The sequence below is a fragment of the Pseudarthrobacter cellobiosi genome, assembly GCF_023913815.1.
Lineage (GTDB): Bacteria > Actinomycetota > Actinomycetes > Actinomycetales > Micrococcaceae > Arthrobacter > Arthrobacter cellobiosi.
On sequence record NZ_JAMXBK010000019.1, the window covers coordinates 44,222 to 61,641 of the forward strand.

Here is a 17,420-nt window from a genome sequence, read left to right on the forward strand (position 1 = left end):
CAGTGGCGTAAGTATGAACCCACGAAGGAGCGGAGCCTCCAAAGCTTCCTCTTGGCCGTAACTTCCGGGCGCCCGCGCTGCGGTGTACGCCCCTTATGAAAGTGAGTCAACGATGACAACCCAACAGAGTGAATTTGAAGCGAAAGCCGCTGAGTCCGGCAATGCCGCCACGGAGCGCTTCCGTGAGAGCGGCAAGACGGCAGCGCTGGCTGTTCCGAAAGAGCGCGTGTCGCTGTTGGTCAACGAGGTGCTTAGCGCGGTGCATGAGACGATCCGCAAGCACAAGGTGACCTATGACGAGTTCAACGCCCTCAAAGCCTGGCTTATCAACGTCGGTGAAGACGGCGAATGGCCTTTGTTCATGGACGTGTGGGTAGAGCACGTCGTGGAGGAAGTTTCCACCGAGGACCGGGAAGGGAACAAGGGCACCATTGAGGGCCCGTACTACATCCCGGGCGCTCCTGAATTTGAGACCCCGGCGACCCTGCCGATGCGCGAGGATGAGGGCGGTACGCCGCTGCTGTTCCAGGGCCAGGTGCGCGCTGTCGATGGCACCCCGCTCCCGGGCGCACGGGTGGAGATCTGGCACGCCGATGACAACGGCTTCTACTCCCAGTTCGCCCCCGGCCTGCCGGAGTGGAACCTGCGCGGCACCGTTGTGGCCGACGCCGAGGGCAACTTCGCGCTGAACACCGTGCAGCCGGCCCCGTACCAGATTCCCATGGACGGTGCTTGCGGTAAGCTCATCGCCGCGGCCGGCTGGCACGCCTGGCGCCCGGCGCACCTGCACCTGAAGGTGTCAGCTCCCGGGCACCAGCTGCTGACCGCGCAGCTCTACTTCGAAGGGGATCAGCACCTCTCCGATGACATAGCCTCTGCCGTCAAGCCCGAACTTGTCCTGAGCCCCACTGCGCGCACTGACGCTGCAGGCAGCGAGGTCACGTACGACTTCGTGCTCGACGCCGCCCGTTCCTGAAGCACGACCAACGCGCCGAACGACACACGAAGGAGCAAACACGTGCTATTCGCAGTCCGCATGGACGTCACCATTCCGCAGGACATGGATGCACACACCAAGGCAGAATTGCTCGTCCGGGAAAAGGCGTACTCGCAGGACCTGCAGCGCACGGGGGAGTGGCAGAACATCTGGCGCTGCGTCGGTGAATATGCGAATATCAGCATCTTTGATGTCACTGGCAATGAACGCTTGCACGAGATTCTCTGGGGCCTGCCGCTCTTCCCCTTCATGAAAATGGACATCACGCCCTTGGCAGCGCATCCTTCAGACATATCTCTCGAATTGGCTGTAACAACGAACTAGGGATCAGCCAGCCGTCGCTGGTGCGGCACTTTGAAGGGCAAGGCCCCGGCGAGTGCCCGCACCGGCGCCGGCCTGCTGGACTGCAGTCTGTCCGGCAGGCAATGTGTCGGCCGCCAATGTGCAGTCCCGTCATGCCGACCCTGTACTTCATTTCAACGGCATCCACGGATCAGACAAAATTCAAGGACGAACGTGAGGAGTCCGATGGCCCGCGCCCTGACAGAACGCCAGCCCGCGCGCTTGCCGCTCCGGAAGTCCTTCTCGCTGTCCGCCATGACGGCGGGTTTCGTGGCCGTGGCCGTTTCCTATGCAGGCCCCATGCTTGTGGTCATGCAGGCCGCCCAAAGCGCCGGGCTCAGTGAGGGTCATACGACTTCCTGGGTCTGGTCCCTAGCTGTAGCCAGCGGCGTGACGTGCGTGGTGCTCAGTTTCCTGACACGCCAGCCGATAGTGGTGGCCTGGTCCGTACCGGGGGCAGCGCTCCTGTTGACGGCCCTGGGAAATTACGACTACAGCGACGCTCTCGGGGCCTACGTGGCGGCGGCCTTGCTCGCCCTGGTCCTGGGTGTTACCGGGTGGTTCGGACGCCTGCTGGCCATCGTTCCCAAGCCTGTCATGGCCGCCGTGCTGGCGGGCGTACTCTTCCCCTTTGTGCTGAATGCCGTCGAGGCAGTAACCACATCCCCCATCGTTGCCGGCGGACTGGTGGTGGCGTTCCTCATCGGCCGCCGGGTTGTGCCGCGCTACGCGGTATTGCTGGCCATGGCCGCAGGCGCGGTCTTGAGCGTCCTCACTGCGCAGGCCCACGTGCCGGCGTTAACGCTGGACCTGTCCGGACCGGTGTGGACCACCCCGACCTTCAATCCCCAGGCCATCATGGGCATCGCCGTGCCGCTGCTGATCGTGACCATGGCCGGGCAGAACGGGCCAGGGCTGGCGATGATGGGCGCGCTGGGTTATCGGGTCAACGACAAGCTGGTCCTGGGGGCTGCCTCCTTCGCGTGGCTGGTATCGGCCCCGCTGGGCGCACACGGCATTAACCTAGCTGCCATCACCGCCGGCATCTGTGCCGGTCCGGAAGCCCACCCGGATAAGGACCGCCGCTACATGGCAGGTATTTTCTGCGGTTTCTTCTACATCATCTTTGGCCTCTTCAGCAGCGCTGCCGTAGTACTCTTCTCCGCTGTGCCGGCAGCCATGATGGCCGCCCTCGCCGGCGTCGCCCTCCTCGGGGCATTGCAGGCCTCACTCGTCGACACCATCTCGGACTTCAAGGCCAATCCGATCGCAGCGGAGGCAGCGGTCATCACCCTGGTGGTCACCGCTTCGGGGGTGGCTCCGGCCGGCATCGTCTCGCCCTTCTGGGGACTTCTGGCGGGGAGCACGGCCTACCTCGCCCTTCGCCGCTACGGCCGGCAGGCATAGACACGACGGCGGCGCCTTCCGCCGCCGAGCGCTCCGCGGCCCGGCTACTGTCAAGGCCCCGCCGGTGCACCCTCCGGCCGTGGACTGCCCGGCCCTCCGGCCGGGGACTGGGCGGACTCGGCGGCCGCCTTGGCGTGCTCGACCAAATCCAGCCACGGCCCCGTCAAGGCCTGCTCGGGCAGAACGGCCCGGTGCACGCCGGCGCGGATGCTGTAGGTGAAGCGGTCCGGCTGGCCGGAAGGCGCGGTCCGCCCGGAGGCCGGCACAGTGTCCCAAGGGCATGCCTCGATCAGCGGCTGCCAACGGTCCATGTCGTCCGGAGGTGCCGGCAGGACCGTCCAGGTCCGCGTCATTCCGGCGAAGCCGCCGCTGCGTTCGACAGTAATTTTCATGGCAGGAATCTTCATCAGGCCTGGTTCTTCATGGAATGGTTCCCGTGTCCGGCCGCCGCCGGGCCACGAGTGCGGCGGTCCGGGGGAAACCGGATCAGAGCCTTACCTTCACAGTTTCCCACGCAGACCGCACGGCGTCATGCTCGCCGGACCCGGACCCGAAAAAATCCCTGGCCGAGGCTGCCGTGGCGCGGGCAAAGACCCGGAAGGTGGCGTCAGGCCCCAGCGATCCGTTCGTCAGGGTTGCGTACCAGATCCGGGCGGGGGCTTCCCAGGCATTGCCGGCCAGCGCCAGGGCGACGAGGCAGAAGGCACGGTTCGGGATGCCTGAGTTGATGTGGACGCCGCCGTTGTCGGCTGTGGTGTGCACGAAGGAGTCCATCGACTCCGGCTGCGGATCCTTGCCCAGGACGTCGTCGTCGTAAGCGGTCCCCGGGGCCTTCATGGACCGCAGGGCGGAGCCCTGTACCTGGTCGGTGAACAGCCCTTCGCCGATGAGCCAGCTTGCCTCTGTAGCGGACTGGCGCTTCGCGAACTGCTCCACGAGGGCGCCGAAGACATCGGACATCGATTCATTCAGGGCGCCGGCCTGGTTCCGGTAAGCCAGCCCGGCCGAATACTGGGTGACGCCATGGGCCAGCTCATGGCCGATCACGCTCAGGGACTTGGTGAACCGGTCAAAAACCTCCCCGTCACCGTCGCCGAAGACCATCTGGTGCCCGTCCCAGAAGGCGTTGTCGTAGTGGTCGCCAAAGTGGACTGAGGCCTCCAACGGCAGGCCATTGCCGTCGATGGAGTCACGGCCGAAGGCTTCCGCATAGAGCCGGAAGGTATGTCCCAGCCCGTCGTAAGCCTCATCCGCGGCCACATCGCCGGTAGGCGGGTACCCTTCCTTGCGGACCACGACGCCGGGCAGGTCCTCCAGGAACCTCGCGTCGTAGATGGTCCGGCGCGGGCCCGGGATGGGCTGCCGGATGCCGGGGCGGGCAGCCGGTGCGGCTAGGGCCCGGGCGGCGTGGAAGCCCTGGACATGTTGCAGGGCCCTGCGGGCAGCCGCGGCGGCAGCGCCCAGTCGCGGTTCCTCCAGCGCTGCCAGCCGGCGCAGAAGATACGGAGGGACGATTGAACAGTACATGCCAGACCCCTTCTGTGCTTCGGCGGGGCGCACCACGGTGCGGCGGCTGGCTTCAATCCTGCCGGCCGCCGGGAACCCCGCTGCCGATGGGGACAGCCTACGGGGAACGGCCGACGGTTTGCCGGAACCGGGCCTGGCAGCGCCCGCTTATCTGCCGGCGCTCCGGCATTCTGGAATGCGAAAAGCCCCGCCGTTTCAACGAAACGGCGGGGCTTTCAATGTGCCCTCGATTGGAATCGAACCAACGACCTTCTGCTCCGGAGGCAGTGGTTTGAAGCTTGCAAATGCGCTGTTTTTTGCCCCTCTGGTGACATTAAAGTGACATCGAATCCGAGCGCTCATTGCCAATCCATGCCCTGAAGTAGGTCATTCAACCGGCTGGCACTGTCGTGGAGGTCGTCGTCAAATAGGCCAGCGTAGGTGTCCAGAGTCAGCGTGGCGGACGCGTGGCCGGCAATTCGCTGGACCACCTTGACATTGGCCCCGGCACTAATCGCCAGGGAGACGGCAGTATGCCGCAGATCGTGGAAAGTTGGAGAAGGGAAGTCGGAGTCGCCGGCTCCGGCCCGTTCAATAGCAGGCTTGTAGACGGTTTTGGTGAAGTTGCCATTTCGAAGGACCGTACCTCGTGGGCTTTGAAAGACCCTCTCCGTTGATGGCGCGCCTTCAACCGCGACTCTCAATCGATCAGCAATTAGTCGGGGGATAGGGACCTGCCGGTCCTCGCCGCCCTTGGTCGGGCCGAGGATCAGTTTGCCAGATACTTCGCTGTAAGCCTGTGTAACGGCCAGCATGGGTTTGTCGCCCAGCTTTACGTTGGCAACCGTCAGTGCTGTCACTTCACCCCATCGGAGCCCGCATGTGCCGGCGAGCATCACCATCAGGGCGCCGTCCCCGGCCTCGTGGGCTATGGCGGCAAGTTGCTTCATGGTCAGGTATGTGTGGCGCTTGACGGGACGTGCATCTGGAATATAGTCGGCGCGACCAGTGGGATCTTTCGTGGGGTTGGCAGGCAGTAGGCGCTTCCTGACCGCGTAGCCCATGACGCGACCAAAGACCTTGCTGACGAGTTCCCGCGTTCGCGCGCCGGCGGGCTTGCCGTCCATTCCCTTTAGTGACGTTACCCATTCGCTTGTCGCGTCGTAGGTGACGCTGGACACCCGCGTCATGCCCCATTGTGGCTCAATGTAGTTCTCGTAGAGGCGGAGGTAATTATCGTATGTTTTCGGGGTGACTGGTCTTCGTCCGTTGGCGCCGATGGTCTTGACCCTTTCCAGCCATTCCAGCGCCAACTTACCCACCGTCATCTTGTCAGCCAGTTTTGGGTCAACCCATGAGCCCGAGCGAATGGCCTGCCTAGTGGATGCCTGGAAATCTTGAGCTTCGGCTTTGGTGGAAAAGCGCTTTCGGCGGCGGACCTTGCCCTTCTTGGCGTCGTCGACCACCCAGTCAACCTGCCAGCGCTTAACTCCGCTGGGGAGCTTGTTAACGGCCATCGGGCTTATCCTTCCGTGCGCGCATGGTTGCCCAGATTGCGTCCCTAGCGTCCAGGTAACCCGGAGCAATTCGGGCTTGGCGCCCTTTACCTTCGAGGATTCCCTTGGCTCTTGCCCGACGGAGTCGAGCGGACCAGGTATCGATACTCTCACCGCTCCATTCCGCAAGCCGCTTGATGGGCTCGACGGACACTTCCCCGAGAGCGACATATGCGGCGGCGACGTGCGTGTAGTCGCGGTCAGTTTCCACCCGGGAAGGGAAGGGCGTGATATCACGGCGGAGGTCAGCTACTGAAAGCTGTTCATGGTGCTCGCGCAAGAGGGCGCGGGCATGTGCCATTGGGATGGATCGCAACAAAGATGTTGTGATGCCCTCCAGCGAGTCCTGGGATTGGATTCCGCTTGTCCCATGTTCGAACTCGTCGAACTCAATGCTCAATTTGTTTGGGTCCCGGAAATGCCCCATCGGGTGGCCAACCTCCCAGCCAATGCTTACGTCGAATCCATGGACGAGATATGGCGCCGACAGGGCTGTCACCTTATGCTCGCCAACCATGTATTCCTCCACGACCGGACCGTCTTTAGGGCCGCGGTACTCAACGTTGGGTGGAAGGTCGGGGAGTTCAACAGCGATCATGTAAGCGACAATAGCACAATGTGGCTGCCAAGCCTAGCGTGCTTGACACCGTGCGATTGGCAGGTATGCTGTACTTACGACCCAGCACGTTTGGGTTGCCAGGACCGGGGTGCTTGACACCATGTGATTGGCAGGTATGCTGTACTTACAGCTTGGCACGTTGTGGTTGCCAAGACGACAGTGTTTAACTGAATGAATGAGGAGTCCATTGGACAAGAATTCCCATGACGGAGGTGCGGAGCCCGTTGACGCCGTCGCGTCCCCGTATTTCACGCGGCGGCAAACGGCCGCCTATCTGAACGTCTCCGAGAAGTGGCTGGCTCAGTCAGGCCGGGCCATCGGACCGCGGTTCCACAAGTTTGGTTCGCAATGTCGTTACTTGCGTGACGATGTCATCAGCTGGGCCCGCCAGCAGCGGGCGACCCGGTAGCTTATCGCGAGCCGGCTCCGCATGGTGCCGCCTCAATGGCACCGGTAATTCAACCTTTTCGCTGAGTTCGTGCATCTACGTAGCGGAGTTCGGCCGTCCATTCATCTCACACTCAGGCCCTATTGGGCACCCATCGATGAAGGAAATCCATGCTTTCGTGCATCAAAACTTACGAATGGCGCGCCGGACCCGAGTTGCCCCGGCTCGCACCCGACTGGCTCATTGCCCGCGAGGCAACGGACTACATCGCAGGTCCGATCCTCTGCGAGACCGCCGGAGTGGAGGCTTCGTGAGCGTCGCGATGAACACCTATAGGGACCACTGGCTTAAGGCCGTCATCGGAGACCCGGCAGTGAGCTCAGGGTCTTACCTGGTTGCGTCGGCCATTGCTTGCGCCATGGGCGTCAGGTACGTCGCCACCACTGATTGGCAGACGTTGAACACTTCGCTCGGACGCGCCAGGACAAACCCGGCAGTGCGCGCCAGCATTACGGAACTTCAGTCTGCCGGGTATCTGGAACGCGATCTGGGCGACGGCAGGGCCTTCACGCAGGGGTGGCGGCTGACGCAGCCGGGGAAGGAGCAGGAATGATTTCGGTCCCGGGTGTGCCGTCCCAGCCTTTGCAGTACCTGACGGCCGTCGCCAACTCTGAACTTTCCTCAGGCACCAAGGCCACCTGCTGGGCGCTTGCAAGCTTTGCGCACAACAAGACCGGCGAGGCGTTCCCGTCAGTGGCGACACTGGCCAAGGCCGTCGGGCTGTCGAAGGCAGTCGTCTCCAAGCACACTGCACGTGCTGAAGCAGCGGGGTACCTGCACAAGCACATCCGCCGCAACAATTCGATCCTCTATACGATCACCGTGCCGGTCACCGATGAAATGGTTATTACCGAGGAGTCCGGTGCCATGGACGAGCATGGCAATCACCTGGATGTGCGGTGACGGGGCCGCCCAGGGAAGCCGTAGCACGTAACTCGACAAATGGTGCCAGCTAGGAACTAAAAAGCGGATGGGGTACTCAGGGTTTGTCCGGGTACCCCCACACCCGAATTCCATTACGGGTGCCCCGAATAAGCCGCTCCCTAACTACCTCACCATAACTACCTCAGGTAGAACGACCTCAAGGGAGGACTACCTGATTGGAACTACCTCATCACTAACTACTCCATTGGCAATCATCCCAAGCCTTGACCATGCGGTTCGGATGACGATGGGCCCCTGCCTGAGTGGCAGGGTCATCACCGTGATCTTTTGTGCCAAGGCGGCCCGCGCCTGAAGGGCGGGCCATCACCTTGATCCGGGTCCGTTTGCAACGGGACAGTCGATTCGGCTGTCAAGGTAAGCGGAGCGCCGCGCAGCCCGGAGGGCGGAGCAAGCTCCGCGTACGCCAACGATTTCTTCCTTGTACACACACATCCTCGTCAACAACCCGCACAACACGTAAAGGGGAACCGTAATCAATAACCGTCCGGGCTTGCCGAGGCATCTGCCGGCAGCTCTCGGTAGAAAGGGCGTCGATTCCAACAGAAGGCGTTATGTGAGTCTGCGCCCTTAACCAGCTCACTCCCGGATGGGTCACTAGCGGCCCTGTGCGGCGAATATCTGACAACGGTACTGCAAGTGGCACCGAGGATTCCTTTGTCTCCTGACAGCGTCAGTAGACGCCGCAGTGAGCGCTGCCAATAGTCAAACGAAAGAGTGGAAGCCCGACTCTCCGGTGGCGTGGACGGAAACGGTCCACCCGGCAGGGATGAGCAGCCGGATCACGCCTGTAGTTTCCACCACCAGCCTCTTCGCCAACCAGCGGAAGAGCGCCGCTCGTTGTATCGCTTCAACCGACCAGGCCCTTTCCGGCCTTTGTCGTGCCCTTTTGACCCAATAAATGGAGGTATTCAATGTTCCACTTGACCCACCCGTCGTGCTCGGATGCGGTACCTGCCCCGCCGGCGGACGGGCCACGGTGTATTGCACAGTATGCCGGCATCAGCCCGATGATCGCCGCGACGAATCAGTTCCTGGTCCACTGGCTGCGTGCGATCGCCAATGACGGCAGCCTGCCCTACGAAGCGCTCGCGGTAGCAAGCGTCATGGCCCGTTCAGTTGGCGTCGGCCGCGTGGCCTTCATCGACTGGCAGCGGATCAATGTCGCGCTCGGGCGGTACAGGAGGGATCTCGCGGTCTTCGAGACTATGTCAGAACTCGAGTTGGAGGGATACCTCGACCGCGACGCCGACAACCCGTTTGTCTACGGCTGGTTGCTGCTTATTCCGAACGGAGAACTGTGAGCTAAGTTCCGAGCCAGTCCTCGCTCGATCTGCCGTACGGGGTTTGCAGTTCGAAGTCCGGCCTGCTTTTGGGAACCAAAGCGACCCGCTGGGCCCTTTCCACCTTCGCTCACAACTACCTGGAACGGCGCAGCCGTCTGTCGGGTGTCCGAGGCCGGGGTTTCAAAGTTTGGTTCGCAATGCCGCTGCCTGCGTGACCATGTCATCCGCTTGGCCCGCAAGCAGTTGGCGAGCCGGTCTGATGAGCCAGCCGGAATACGGATCTCGTTTCCATTGACAGCCTCTTCCACGGACCACATTACTCACCACTAAATCATTTCGCATCAGACCGACGGGGCACTTCCCTGCCCTGTCGGGCCCTTTTGACCCAAAAATGGAGGTAACTAATGACCCAGTTGACCGAACCGCCGTCTGAGGCGGTTCCTGTGAAGCAGGCATGTGAGCCGCTGACGTCCAACGATCACGGCGGCAGCAACTCCGAGTTCGCGGCGCGGAATCCTTTCTTGGTTCATTGGCTCGAGGCAATCGCCAGCGACGTCAGCCTTCCGCCTGAGACGCTCGGTGTGGCGAAGGTGATGGCCCTCTCCGTTGGCATCGGGCGCGCGTCCTTTACGGACTGGCAGCGGATCAATGCCTCGCTTGGGCGGGAGAGGCGGGATCTGACGTCATTGGCGATCATGTCCGAACTCCATGCGAAGGGATACATTGACCGCAATTTCTACGACGGCTTCGGCCGCCGCCGGTACGGCTGGACGCTGCTGATTCCGGAGGGAGAACAGTGAGCGTACCGAGCGAGCCGTCGCGCCCTTTGCAGTACGGCAAGGCGATTGCCAAGTCTGGCCTCCCTTCGGGAGTCAAGGCGACCTGCTGGGCCCTTGCCACCTTCGCCGACAATCGCACGGGAGAGGCATGGCCAAAGGTGAAAACCCTGGCGGTCGCTGCGGGCTTGTCCTCGCGAGTGGTTTCCCAGCACACCGGGACGGCGGAGTCAGCGGGTTATCTGCGCAAGAAACGGCGTCAGGACAACTCGATCATTTAACCATCACTGTTCCCACAGCAGAAGAAGCCTGGACTTCCGACCCTGCGCTGGAGGTATCGGTGCCGCCGATTTGGATGGCGGACCTCGTCTACGAAGTCGAAGCTGAAGGTCAGGGCGCCGACTCCTAGATCCGGTGGCCTTAGCACCCCGGGGTACCCAAATCGATCCAAGCTTTGGGTACCCCGGCGTTGCCAGCCCTCCCAGAGCCGCAGGCGGCTCATATCTGCGTCAGTGGTACCAGTTGCTCGTTCAATGCTGCTTGGGGGCGGTCCTTGGGCCTGCCTTCTGGCCTAAGTAACAGGCGTAGGACCGGCTACTCCCTGCGGCTTGGTCACGATCGTCGTTGCCTCGCAGTAGTCATCAACCAATCCTGAAGGCCCCTCAGGAATGGCCTCCCCATCATCTTGGCCGCAATTGCTAGGTCAGGAACATCAGGCGCGGGCGAGAAAAGTCCGGCGTGTATCTGGACTCAGTAGCCCATTGCCATCAAACAATCCGCGTACGAAATCAAGGAAAATGATGAAGAAATCCTCCTCCCGGTCCCACATTGACCGTGATGAAACCCTTCGGCAGGCCACGACGTATGACGCCATGAGGCGACACTACGTTCGTTTGGGCATCTGCTCCCGCTGTGCAGCACAGGCAGCATTTGGGCATCAGTTAGGGTTCTCCCGCTCCAAGCCGCCGTGTCACGAGTGCCAGCCGATCGTCGACAAATTTCCTGTTGCCAAGCCGAATCACTGGCGCAGCAACAGCCCGCGTCGGGGGGCCAAGTTCTCGGACTCGATTCGCCCGCCTGCAGGGGGATAAGCGGCTTCCTGAGGCGAATCTGCGACGACGGTTCTCGTCGTCAGACTTCCTGAGCGGGCCAAACGACAGAACGTCGACTAATGCGGTAGTGAGCAGGTCGAAGGCTGCGCATCTTCTGTCAGGCATTGGAGCGGGTGTCAAAAGATGGACGCATGTCTCGCTCCATGATCGTTCCGTATGGGACCTCCTGGCTGAATGAAAGGCTGAAGGAGCGGTGGTTATGGCGCGTGACGAGGATGCCTGCTCCGGGCCGTTGGGTAGCCTGTTCGATTGCCGCTTCAACTGCACTGTCCAGCATCTGATCGAGTTCGCGGCGGTTGGAAATCGTAATGGGCATAGGGTAAGTGGTACTCATAGTTTCCTCGAGATATTTCAGGGGTGAGCTAGGAATGGCTGCATATCGACGTGGTCAAACCCCCGCCTCGGTAGCAGGTCTTATGACGTGGCTACGCCTTCGATATGATTCCTCATGGCTTGGGCTGCGGATTCCGGCTTGTTGGCGCAGACAGCGTTTGTTAAATGCTTCGTGCTGAGCTAGCGAAGCTGCTTGGTGTCCACGCTGGCTTGACACACGTAATTCGAAGCGCGCGGACTGGTTGCGCAGTCGCTTGATGGTGACGGCCGCAGTCTGGTGGCCGCTGACTTCGATAATGCGTCGAATTGATGGCGCCCCGCTCACGCGAGCACGCTGAGGCAGCAACTTGGCAAGCAGTTCGGGCATCAATAAATTGATCACGTGAATCGTGGGGCGGCCATTGGACGTGCCGCGCGCGGAGTTCCTGCTCGGACTACATGGTCGTGGGGAGTGCTTTCCTCAGGTTCTCCGTCTCGTTCCTTGCACCCCAAATGCTTATCGTTTAGCCACTTTGGAGGGATTGGAAGCGGCCAGCACCTGTTCTTGTGGGTGAGTGGCCAAAGCCTCGACGGTGATGGACTGCCACGGGAACGTGGGCAGATTCGAGAGTACGTCGTGTAACTCTGTTGCATTTTCCGCTTCGTACCAGCCAATGGCAGTTCTTGTCCCGGGTATCCGCCAGAGGCGCTTTAGGATGCCCTGGTCGCGCAGTTCCTGTGCATAGGTTCGCTCTGCCGATTTGATCCGAGCAGCTTCGTCTGTTGGTAGCTGCGGCATGTTGTTTTCTTGGCGCACTAAGAATTCCATTCTTTTCTCCATCTATGGAGCCATATTTACTGGCTGGTGCTTGGGGTGCAGCAGGTGATGTGCAAGCAAGTCCGGATTCGTTACCATCACCTCGTGGTCAGCATCTAGTTCACTGACTCGCCAGGTCTTGGTGTTGGCCCGCTGGGCAAAGCGCAAGAACGGCGTTGACCATCCGGAACAGAGCAGATACTCGCCCGGGAATGGCAGGTCTGATAATCCGTGTTCGACCTTGTCCAGGTAGGTTTTGGCAGGGTGGGCGGTGAGCCGCGGGGACAAATCCTCAATGATTTGCCGGTCGGTGACTCCAAGGTTTTCAAGCGGCCTGGGGTCAATGACCAGTCCATCATTCTTGTGCGCTGACTCCCGGTAGTGGGCTGCAGCTCGTTCGGGCAGCAAGTCCATGGCCACTTCTCCTGCCTCGGGCAAGAAGCCATCCAAGATCACTAGCCGCTTTATTCGATCCGGGACAAGAGCGGCGGCAGGCGTAACCACCAGTCCTGCATAACTGTGGCCGACGAGGACTACGTCTTGCAGGTTTTCTGATTCGAGGAAGGACACGACATCCATTACGTGGGTGGACAGTCCGGTCTCCCGGGTCAGCAGGTGGGCCCTGTCGCCCAGACCGGTAAGGGTTGGGGTGAAGACCTGTGCTCCTGCGGCTTCAAGAAGATGTTGGACGGGCCGCCAGCACCAGGCTCCATGCCATGCCCCGTGGACCAATACGAAGGGCCCGGAGTCTGTTTCTTCTGGATCAGAGGTGTTGAGCATTTTCGACTCCGTTCGAGGGCAGGGTTTCAAACAAGGCTAGGGCGGTGGCGGTATTTGAAGCCGGCACGTGGTATGCCTCGTGGACCCGACGGATTGATGATCCAATTGCTCCTCGCATGACCAGCCACATAATTAGTTCGATGCCCTCTGATCCGGCTTCCCGAATGTAGTCCTCCCGCGACAGCGCCGTGAGGGCAGAAGGGTTAGTTTCGATGGCCTCGAGGAACATTCGGTCAAACTTTTCGTTGATGAGGCCAGCCCGTGTACCGGCGAGTTGATGCGACATTCCTCCGGTGCCAAATACTGCGATTTTGATGTCCTCCGGATAGGAGCGGATGGCCTTCCCGAGGGCCTCGCCCAGTGCCAGGCAGCGTGCCGCCGTGGGCTGCGGGTACTGGAGGACATTGACCAGGATTGGTACTACCGTGCATGGCCATGCGTCACCGGGATCAGGGCAGTAGACCGACAGGGGAACCGTAAGACCGTGATCAACGTCCAGTTCCTGACATACGGTCATGTCGAACCCGTCGTCCACGAGGTTCACCAGGAGGTGCTCGGACAGTTCAGGGTGGCCGACAACGGGCGGGACGTTGCGGCTACCCCACCCTTCATCGGCGACGTTGTATTTGGCGGCCGTCCCGATGGTGAACATTGGAGTCATGCCGAGGTCCATTGCGTTCGCATGGTCGTTGTAGACGATGATGGCTACGTCGGGCTTGTGCTCGGCCATCCACTCACGGGCTGGGCGGTAGCCATCGAACAGCGGTTTCCAGTAGGGTTCCTCGGTTTTGTGGTTGTCCATTGCCGCGCCAATGGATGGTACGTGCGAAGTGCCGAGTCCCCAGATCAATTCAGCCAAAGTGACGTCCTCCTGCGTTCAGGGATGCAACGAATTCCTCCGTTGTCATGCCAGTGAATATTCCGCCCAAATCCTGCATTGATTTCTTATCCAATACGGCGAGTTTGAACACATAAAAAATTGAGCCTCCCAGGTCCAGCATGCGTGTCCAGTCGCGCTGAAGGATGGCGTCCCGTTGCTCTGGTGTGAGGCCATATGAATCGCAATAGGCGGCCTCGTCTGCGCTGAAAAGCTCGCGGTTGGCTGGGTCTTTGAGGGAGCCACATAGGCGGTTTAGTGCATATCCTCTGGCGCTCTGGACAACGTCAAAGACGTATGTCCCGGGAACCACCGGTGTAGACGATGGCATTTTGTTTCTCCGTTCCTAGCGGGTTGACTTACCAGGTTTTGCGGCCGATGACCGGCTTAGTGAGTGCTGGCCGAACCGGCTATTGCATTTCGCTGCGCGAGTTCCTGCTCGTGCTTGAGGGCGGCCTTGGCAATGACATCGGCCTCGAACTGATGCGGGACCACGACCACCCCATCGTCGTCGGCCACGATGAGGTCCCCTGGATTCACAACTACCCCGCCTATGGCCACAGGTCGCTGACAGTAGCCGGGCCCATTCCGGTACGGGCCAGCTGGCGAGACTGCCCTGGCGAACACAGGAAACTGCATCATCTGCAGGTCCCGGACGTCACGGACAGCGCCATCAATAACGAACCCGAGCACCCCTGACGCGGCAGCCCGACCGGCTATAAGTTCCCCGATGAGGGCGCGGTGCGTTGCTCCCTGTCCGTTCACGACCAGAACCTCCCCGGGGGCGGCAAGGTCCAGAGCATCATGAATGGCCTTGTTGTCTCCACCGGCGGTCATGACCGTGAACGCGCGGCCGACTATCCGCGCCCCTGGCCATACTGGATGAATTCCGGAATCGACGACGTTGAGCCTGTCCATGGCATCCCCGATATTTGCGGTGGGCAGTGTCGCAGCTTGTTCCATTAGTTGCTTAGCAGGAGCGTTCATGCTTGTTTCCTTTCCTAGAGCTGATCGACGACGTTGGGCAGTAGTCGCTGGAACGCTTCGGCCTGCCGGATCTGCTTGTTGCCGGTGACCTTGCGGGCGTGGTTGCCACGGTGCTCGGCTCGCTGGCTGTAGTACTCCTGCAGGTACTGCTGGGCCTTCATCTCTTTCATTGCCAGCACTTTGAGCTCAAAGACTTCGCTGATGTCGACAAAGACCGAGGGTGTGAACTCACAGAGTTCAGGCTGGTGGGGTTCAAAGGCCAGGAACTCTGCCGGGGGCGCGGTGCGAAAACCACTGTCCACGCCTGCACCGGCTGTCAGGAGCCGGGCGCGAGCCACTGCAGCGTGGGCGACGGGATGGTCCGGGTTGTACGGGTCCTTTGCCGGGTGAGTGAGGGTCAGGTGGGGTTGAAAGTCCCGCATGAGTTCGGCCAGACGAGAAATGTCATCCGGGCCGATCTCCAGCGGATAGTCGCCTAGGTCGAAGGCCTGGAAATCAGCTCCAAGGATTGCCGCCGCCCTTGACGCTTCCTCATGCCGGATACGTTTGACGTTCTCCTCGGTCTGCCCGGGTATCTTCCACAGCTCACCCGATTCCCCCCGTTCGCCGTAGGACAGGGCCAACACGAGTGCCTCGCCTCCGGCTTTAGTGTGGGTGGCAACGGCCCCTGCAGACCGCCAGACGAAATCTGCACTATGCGCGCCGACGACGAGCATTCTCCTCTTCAACATCGAGGACTCCTTTACGGTTGACGAAATTGTTTATGGGCAGCGGTGATCTTGGCGGCCATGGTTCAGAGCTTTGGCATCGGATCCGCAATGTCAGGAGGTTAATCTCCTAGCGGATCCACACAATGCTCACGGTCTCGTGGCGGGCGAACCTGTGAAGGTGCCGGGCAAGTACGCCTTCCACGTGCGCCAACGACTCGGCTTCAGGGGCGACGGCGCGCAGCACCAGCTTGTCAGCGTGGACATGCACGATTCCTTTCCCGCCACCGATAGTGAGGACATCGCCCTCCGGCGATTGTTCCGATGGGATTCTGCGGCTCAAGTGGGTGACGAGTTGCTTGGCCCAGCGATGTGGACGTTCAATCGATATTTCGGCGCGTGATGTTAGCAATGGCGGCGTCACTTTGACTCTCCGTGAGTGAAGGTAAGGAGATGGCTTGGTCTCCGACCGGTTTATGTGTACGGAGCAGGTTCAGTGCGAGTGAAGGGTTCCTGAACTGCATTGGAACCACTAGCAATCGTTGGTGCGCCTTGGAACCGACTTTCAAACCCTTTTGAGGAACAGGGGACGGTGGCTTGGAACTGGACGCTTTAGGCGGTGGGAACGCGTTCCTCCGCTGGGGCTACGGGCATCTTGAACCGGCGCGCGGTCACGATGATCACCGCGATAACACCGATGGCTGCGGGGATGGTCAATAGAAGGAAGTTGATCTGCAGAGGGAGTCCGGCTGCCACAAGCGCACCTCCAAGGATCGGACCGGCGATCGCGCCAATACGTCCGTTGCCCGACGCCCATCCGACGCCCGTCGTGCGGACATGCACCGGGTAGAACTCCACAGCGAAGGCGTGGATGATTGCCAGGATGCCGATGATTGTTGCTCCGGCCGTGAACAGGGCAATGTTCAGGACGAGCGAGCCAGGCCTAAATGAGAGCACCAGCAGGGAAACAATTGCCACAACGAAGTAACCGATAAGGGTTTTCCGGTAGGAAGTACGCCCGGCCATCCAACCTCCGGCGATGGATCCGAGAAGTCCGCCTGCGTTGAGAACGACGAGTGTCCACATGGCCGAACCAAGTTCAAATCCTGCATTCTGCATCAGCTTGGGCAGCCAGGTGTTCAGTGCGTAAGTCAGGAGCATGGTCATGATGAAGAAGACCCACATCAGCGATGACGCCAAGGCGTTGCCGTGGGTAAACAGCTGTGCGATGCGCGACTTCGACTGAGCACGAGCAGGCTGGACTATCTCGAAACTGGAGTCCCAACTCGGCTCAATTTGTTTCATCACGGAATCCAACCGCTTCCGATCGCCACGCAGCGCCAGGAACTCAGGAGATTCAGGCAGGTGCTTCAGCACTACGGGAACCAGGAAAATCGACAGTCCGGAAACGTAGAAGACCCCGTGCCAGCCCAAGAACGGCTCAACCCAGATCGAGATCAAGGCTGCGCTGACGCCACCGACGGCGTAGAAGGCCGACACCGTTGCTACGAATAGTGCCTTCGATTTGGTCGGCGCGATCTCACCTGTGAGAGCTACAAGGTTCGGCACAAGTGTGCCCAGGGCAATGCCCACTATGAATCGCAACGCTCCCAGGACCAGCACAGACTCAGCGAAGGCGCAGGCGAACGCCGCAAAGCTGACCAGGATTAAACCGGCCACAAGCACTTTTCGTCGGCCGTACTTGTCGGCCACGGGAGCAACGACCAGTCCGCCGACAAACATGCCCGCCAAAGCCATAGAGGCTACGAGCCCAAGGGCTACGGGGTCAGCACCCCAGTCCCTGATGAGGAGGGGAATTACGGATCCGAACGAAACGAGGTCATATCCGTCGATGACCATGAGTAGGGCGCAGATACCTGCGGCTTTGATGTGGAAACGGTTGATTTTGGCATTGCCGACAACAGTGGCGACATTAGTTTGAGGCATGG

Annotated in this window: 22 protein-coding genes; 9 read left to right on the top strand and 13 right to left on the bottom strand. The window is 60.8% G+C overall.

Annotation, left to right across the window (positions count from 1 at the left end; translation table 11 throughout):
- Positions 1-112: 112 nt before the first annotated feature.
- The 3 genes from catA to NG701_RS04935 all read left to right on the top strand — a co-directional run bounded on the left by catA (position 113) and on the right by NG701_RS04935 (position 2,746).
- Entirely contained in the window at positions 113-976 is an 864-nt protein-coding gene (gene catA, locus NG701_RS04925) for a catechol 1,2-dioxygenase (protein ID WP_252565020.1), read from the top strand.
- A 42-nt stretch (positions 977-1,018) separates the two neighbouring features.
- Positions 1,019-1,321, top strand: coding sequence for a muconolactone Delta-isomerase (gene catC, locus NG701_RS04930; RefSeq protein ID WP_252565021.1), 303 nt, complete (start codon positions 1,019-1,021; stop codon positions 1,319-1,321).
- Positions 1,322-1,525: 204 nt separating this feature from the next.
- On the top strand, positions 1,526-2,746 hold the full coding sequence (locus NG701_RS04935) for a benzoate/H(+) symporter BenE family transporter (protein WP_252565022.1): 1,221 nt from the start codon (positions 1,526-1,528) through the stop codon (positions 2,744-2,746).
- Between the two features lie 50 nt (positions 2,747-2,796).
- Here the strand turns inward: NG701_RS04935 and NG701_RS04940 are convergent, their stop codons facing one another.
- The 4 genes from NG701_RS04940 to NG701_RS04955 all read right to left on the bottom strand — a co-directional run bounded on the left by NG701_RS04940 (position 2,797) and on the right by NG701_RS04955 (position 6,406).
- Positions 2,797-3,138: a protealysin inhibitor emfourin gene (locus NG701_RS04940; RefSeq protein ID WP_252565023.1), complete on the bottom strand. Its 342-nt coding sequence runs from the start codon at positions 3,136-3,138 to the stop codon at positions 2,797-2,799.
- Positions 3,139-3,232: 94 nt separating this feature from the next.
- A complete protein-coding gene (locus NG701_RS04945; RefSeq protein ID WP_252565024.1) occupies positions 3,233-4,273 on the bottom strand; it encodes a M4 family metallopeptidase in 1,041 nt (346 codons plus the stop codon).
- 338 nt (positions 4,274-4,611) lie between these two features.
- Positions 4,612-5,769 (bottom strand): tyrosine-type recombinase/integrase, encoded by a 1,158-nt coding sequence (locus NG701_RS04950; protein ID WP_252565025.1) that lies wholly within the window; start codon positions 5,767-5,769, stop codon positions 4,612-4,614.
- Positions 5,759-6,406, bottom strand: coding sequence for a hypothetical protein (locus tag NG701_RS04955; RefSeq protein ID WP_252565026.1), 648 nt, complete (start codon positions 6,404-6,406; stop codon positions 5,759-5,761). The genes NG701_RS04950 and NG701_RS04955 overlap by 11 nt, the downstream gene beginning before the upstream one ends.
- Positions 6,407-6,985: 579 nt before the next feature.
- Here NG701_RS04955 and NG701_RS04960 point away from each other — a divergent pair.
- The 6 genes from NG701_RS04960 (at position 6,986) to NG701_RS21330 (ending at position 10,160) form a co-directional block, all read left to right on the top strand.
- Positions 6,986-7,129: a hypothetical protein gene (locus tag NG701_RS04960; RefSeq protein WP_252565027.1), complete on the top strand. Its 144-nt coding sequence runs from the start codon at positions 6,986-6,988 to the stop codon at positions 7,127-7,129.
- A complete protein-coding gene (locus NG701_RS04965) occupies positions 7,126-7,428 on the top strand; it encodes a hypothetical protein (protein ID WP_252565028.1) in 303 nt (100 codons plus the stop codon). The genes NG701_RS04960 and NG701_RS04965 overlap by 4 nt, the downstream gene beginning before the upstream one ends.
- Positions 7,425-7,778 carry a helix-turn-helix domain-containing protein gene (locus NG701_RS04970; RefSeq protein ID WP_252565029.1) on the top strand — a complete coding sequence of 118 codons (354 nt, stop codon included), beginning with the start codon at positions 7,425-7,427 and terminating at the stop codon, positions 7,776-7,778. The genes NG701_RS04965 and NG701_RS04970 overlap by 4 nt, the downstream gene beginning before the upstream one ends.
- Positions 7,779-8,731: 953 nt before the next feature.
- Positions 8,732-9,121: a hypothetical protein gene (locus NG701_RS04975; protein WP_252565030.1), complete on the top strand. Its 390-nt coding sequence runs from the start codon at positions 8,732-8,734 to the stop codon at positions 9,119-9,121.
- 386 nt (positions 9,122-9,507) lie between these two features.
- Positions 9,508-9,903, top strand: a complete 396-nt coding sequence (locus NG701_RS04980) for a hypothetical protein (protein WP_252565031.1) — start codon at positions 9,508-9,510, stop codon at positions 9,901-9,903.
- The gene (locus NG701_RS21330; protein ID WP_374208652.1) at positions 9,900-10,160 is read left to right on the top strand and encodes a helix-turn-helix domain-containing protein; all 261 of its coding nucleotides are present in this window, start codon (positions 9,900-9,902) and stop codon (positions 10,158-10,160) included. Before NG701_RS04980 ends, NG701_RS21330 begins: the two co-directional genes overlap by 4 nt.
- Before the next feature lie 928 nt (positions 10,161-11,088).
- Here NG701_RS21330 and NG701_RS04990 read toward each other — a convergent pair.
- From NG701_RS04990 to NG701_RS05030, 9 genes are all read right to left on the bottom strand, one after another.
- Positions 11,089-11,325: a hypothetical protein gene (locus NG701_RS04990; RefSeq protein ID WP_252565033.1), complete on the bottom strand. Its 237-nt coding sequence runs from the start codon at positions 11,323-11,325 to the stop codon at positions 11,089-11,091.
- Between the two features lie 495 nt (positions 11,326-11,820).
- Positions 11,821-12,132, bottom strand: coding sequence for a muconolactone Delta-isomerase (locus NG701_RS04995; protein WP_252565034.1), 312 nt, complete (start codon positions 12,130-12,132; stop codon positions 11,821-11,823).
- A gap of 12 nt (positions 12,133-12,144) precedes the next feature.
- Positions 12,145-12,900: an alpha/beta fold hydrolase gene (locus tag NG701_RS05000; RefSeq protein ID WP_252565035.1), complete on the bottom strand. Its 756-nt coding sequence runs from the start codon at positions 12,898-12,900 to the stop codon at positions 12,145-12,147.
- A complete protein-coding gene (locus NG701_RS05005; protein WP_256475544.1) occupies positions 12,884-13,759 on the bottom strand; it encodes a class III extradiol dioxygenase subunit beta in 876 nt (291 codons plus the stop codon). Before NG701_RS05005 ends, NG701_RS05000 begins: the two co-directional genes overlap by 17 nt.
- On the bottom strand, positions 13,752-14,108 hold the full coding sequence (locus NG701_RS05010; RefSeq protein WP_252565037.1) for a protocatechuate 3,4-dioxygenase: 357 nt from the start codon (positions 14,106-14,108) through the stop codon (positions 13,752-13,754). Before NG701_RS05010 ends, NG701_RS05005 begins: the two co-directional genes overlap by 8 nt.
- Before the next feature lie 56 nt (positions 14,109-14,164).
- Complete coding sequence (locus tag NG701_RS05015; protein WP_252565038.1) at positions 14,165-14,764, bottom strand: RraA family protein; 600 nt, start codon at positions 14,762-14,764, stop codon at positions 14,165-14,167.
- A gap of 14 nt (positions 14,765-14,778) precedes the next feature.
- Positions 14,779-15,495 (bottom strand): PIG-L deacetylase family protein, encoded by a 717-nt coding sequence (locus NG701_RS05020; protein ID WP_252565039.1) that lies wholly within the window; start codon positions 15,493-15,495, stop codon positions 14,779-14,781.
- Positions 15,496-15,601: 106 nt separating this feature from the next.
- Entirely contained in the window at positions 15,602-15,895 is a 294-nt protein-coding gene (locus NG701_RS05025) for a DUF2218 domain-containing protein (protein WP_252565040.1), read from the bottom strand.
- A 188-nt stretch (positions 15,896-16,083) separates the two neighbouring features.
- Complete coding sequence (locus tag NG701_RS05030; RefSeq protein ID WP_252565041.1) at positions 16,084-17,418, bottom strand: MFS transporter; 1,335 nt, start codon at positions 17,416-17,418, stop codon at positions 16,084-16,086.
- Positions 17,419-17,420: the final 2 nt, after the last annotated feature.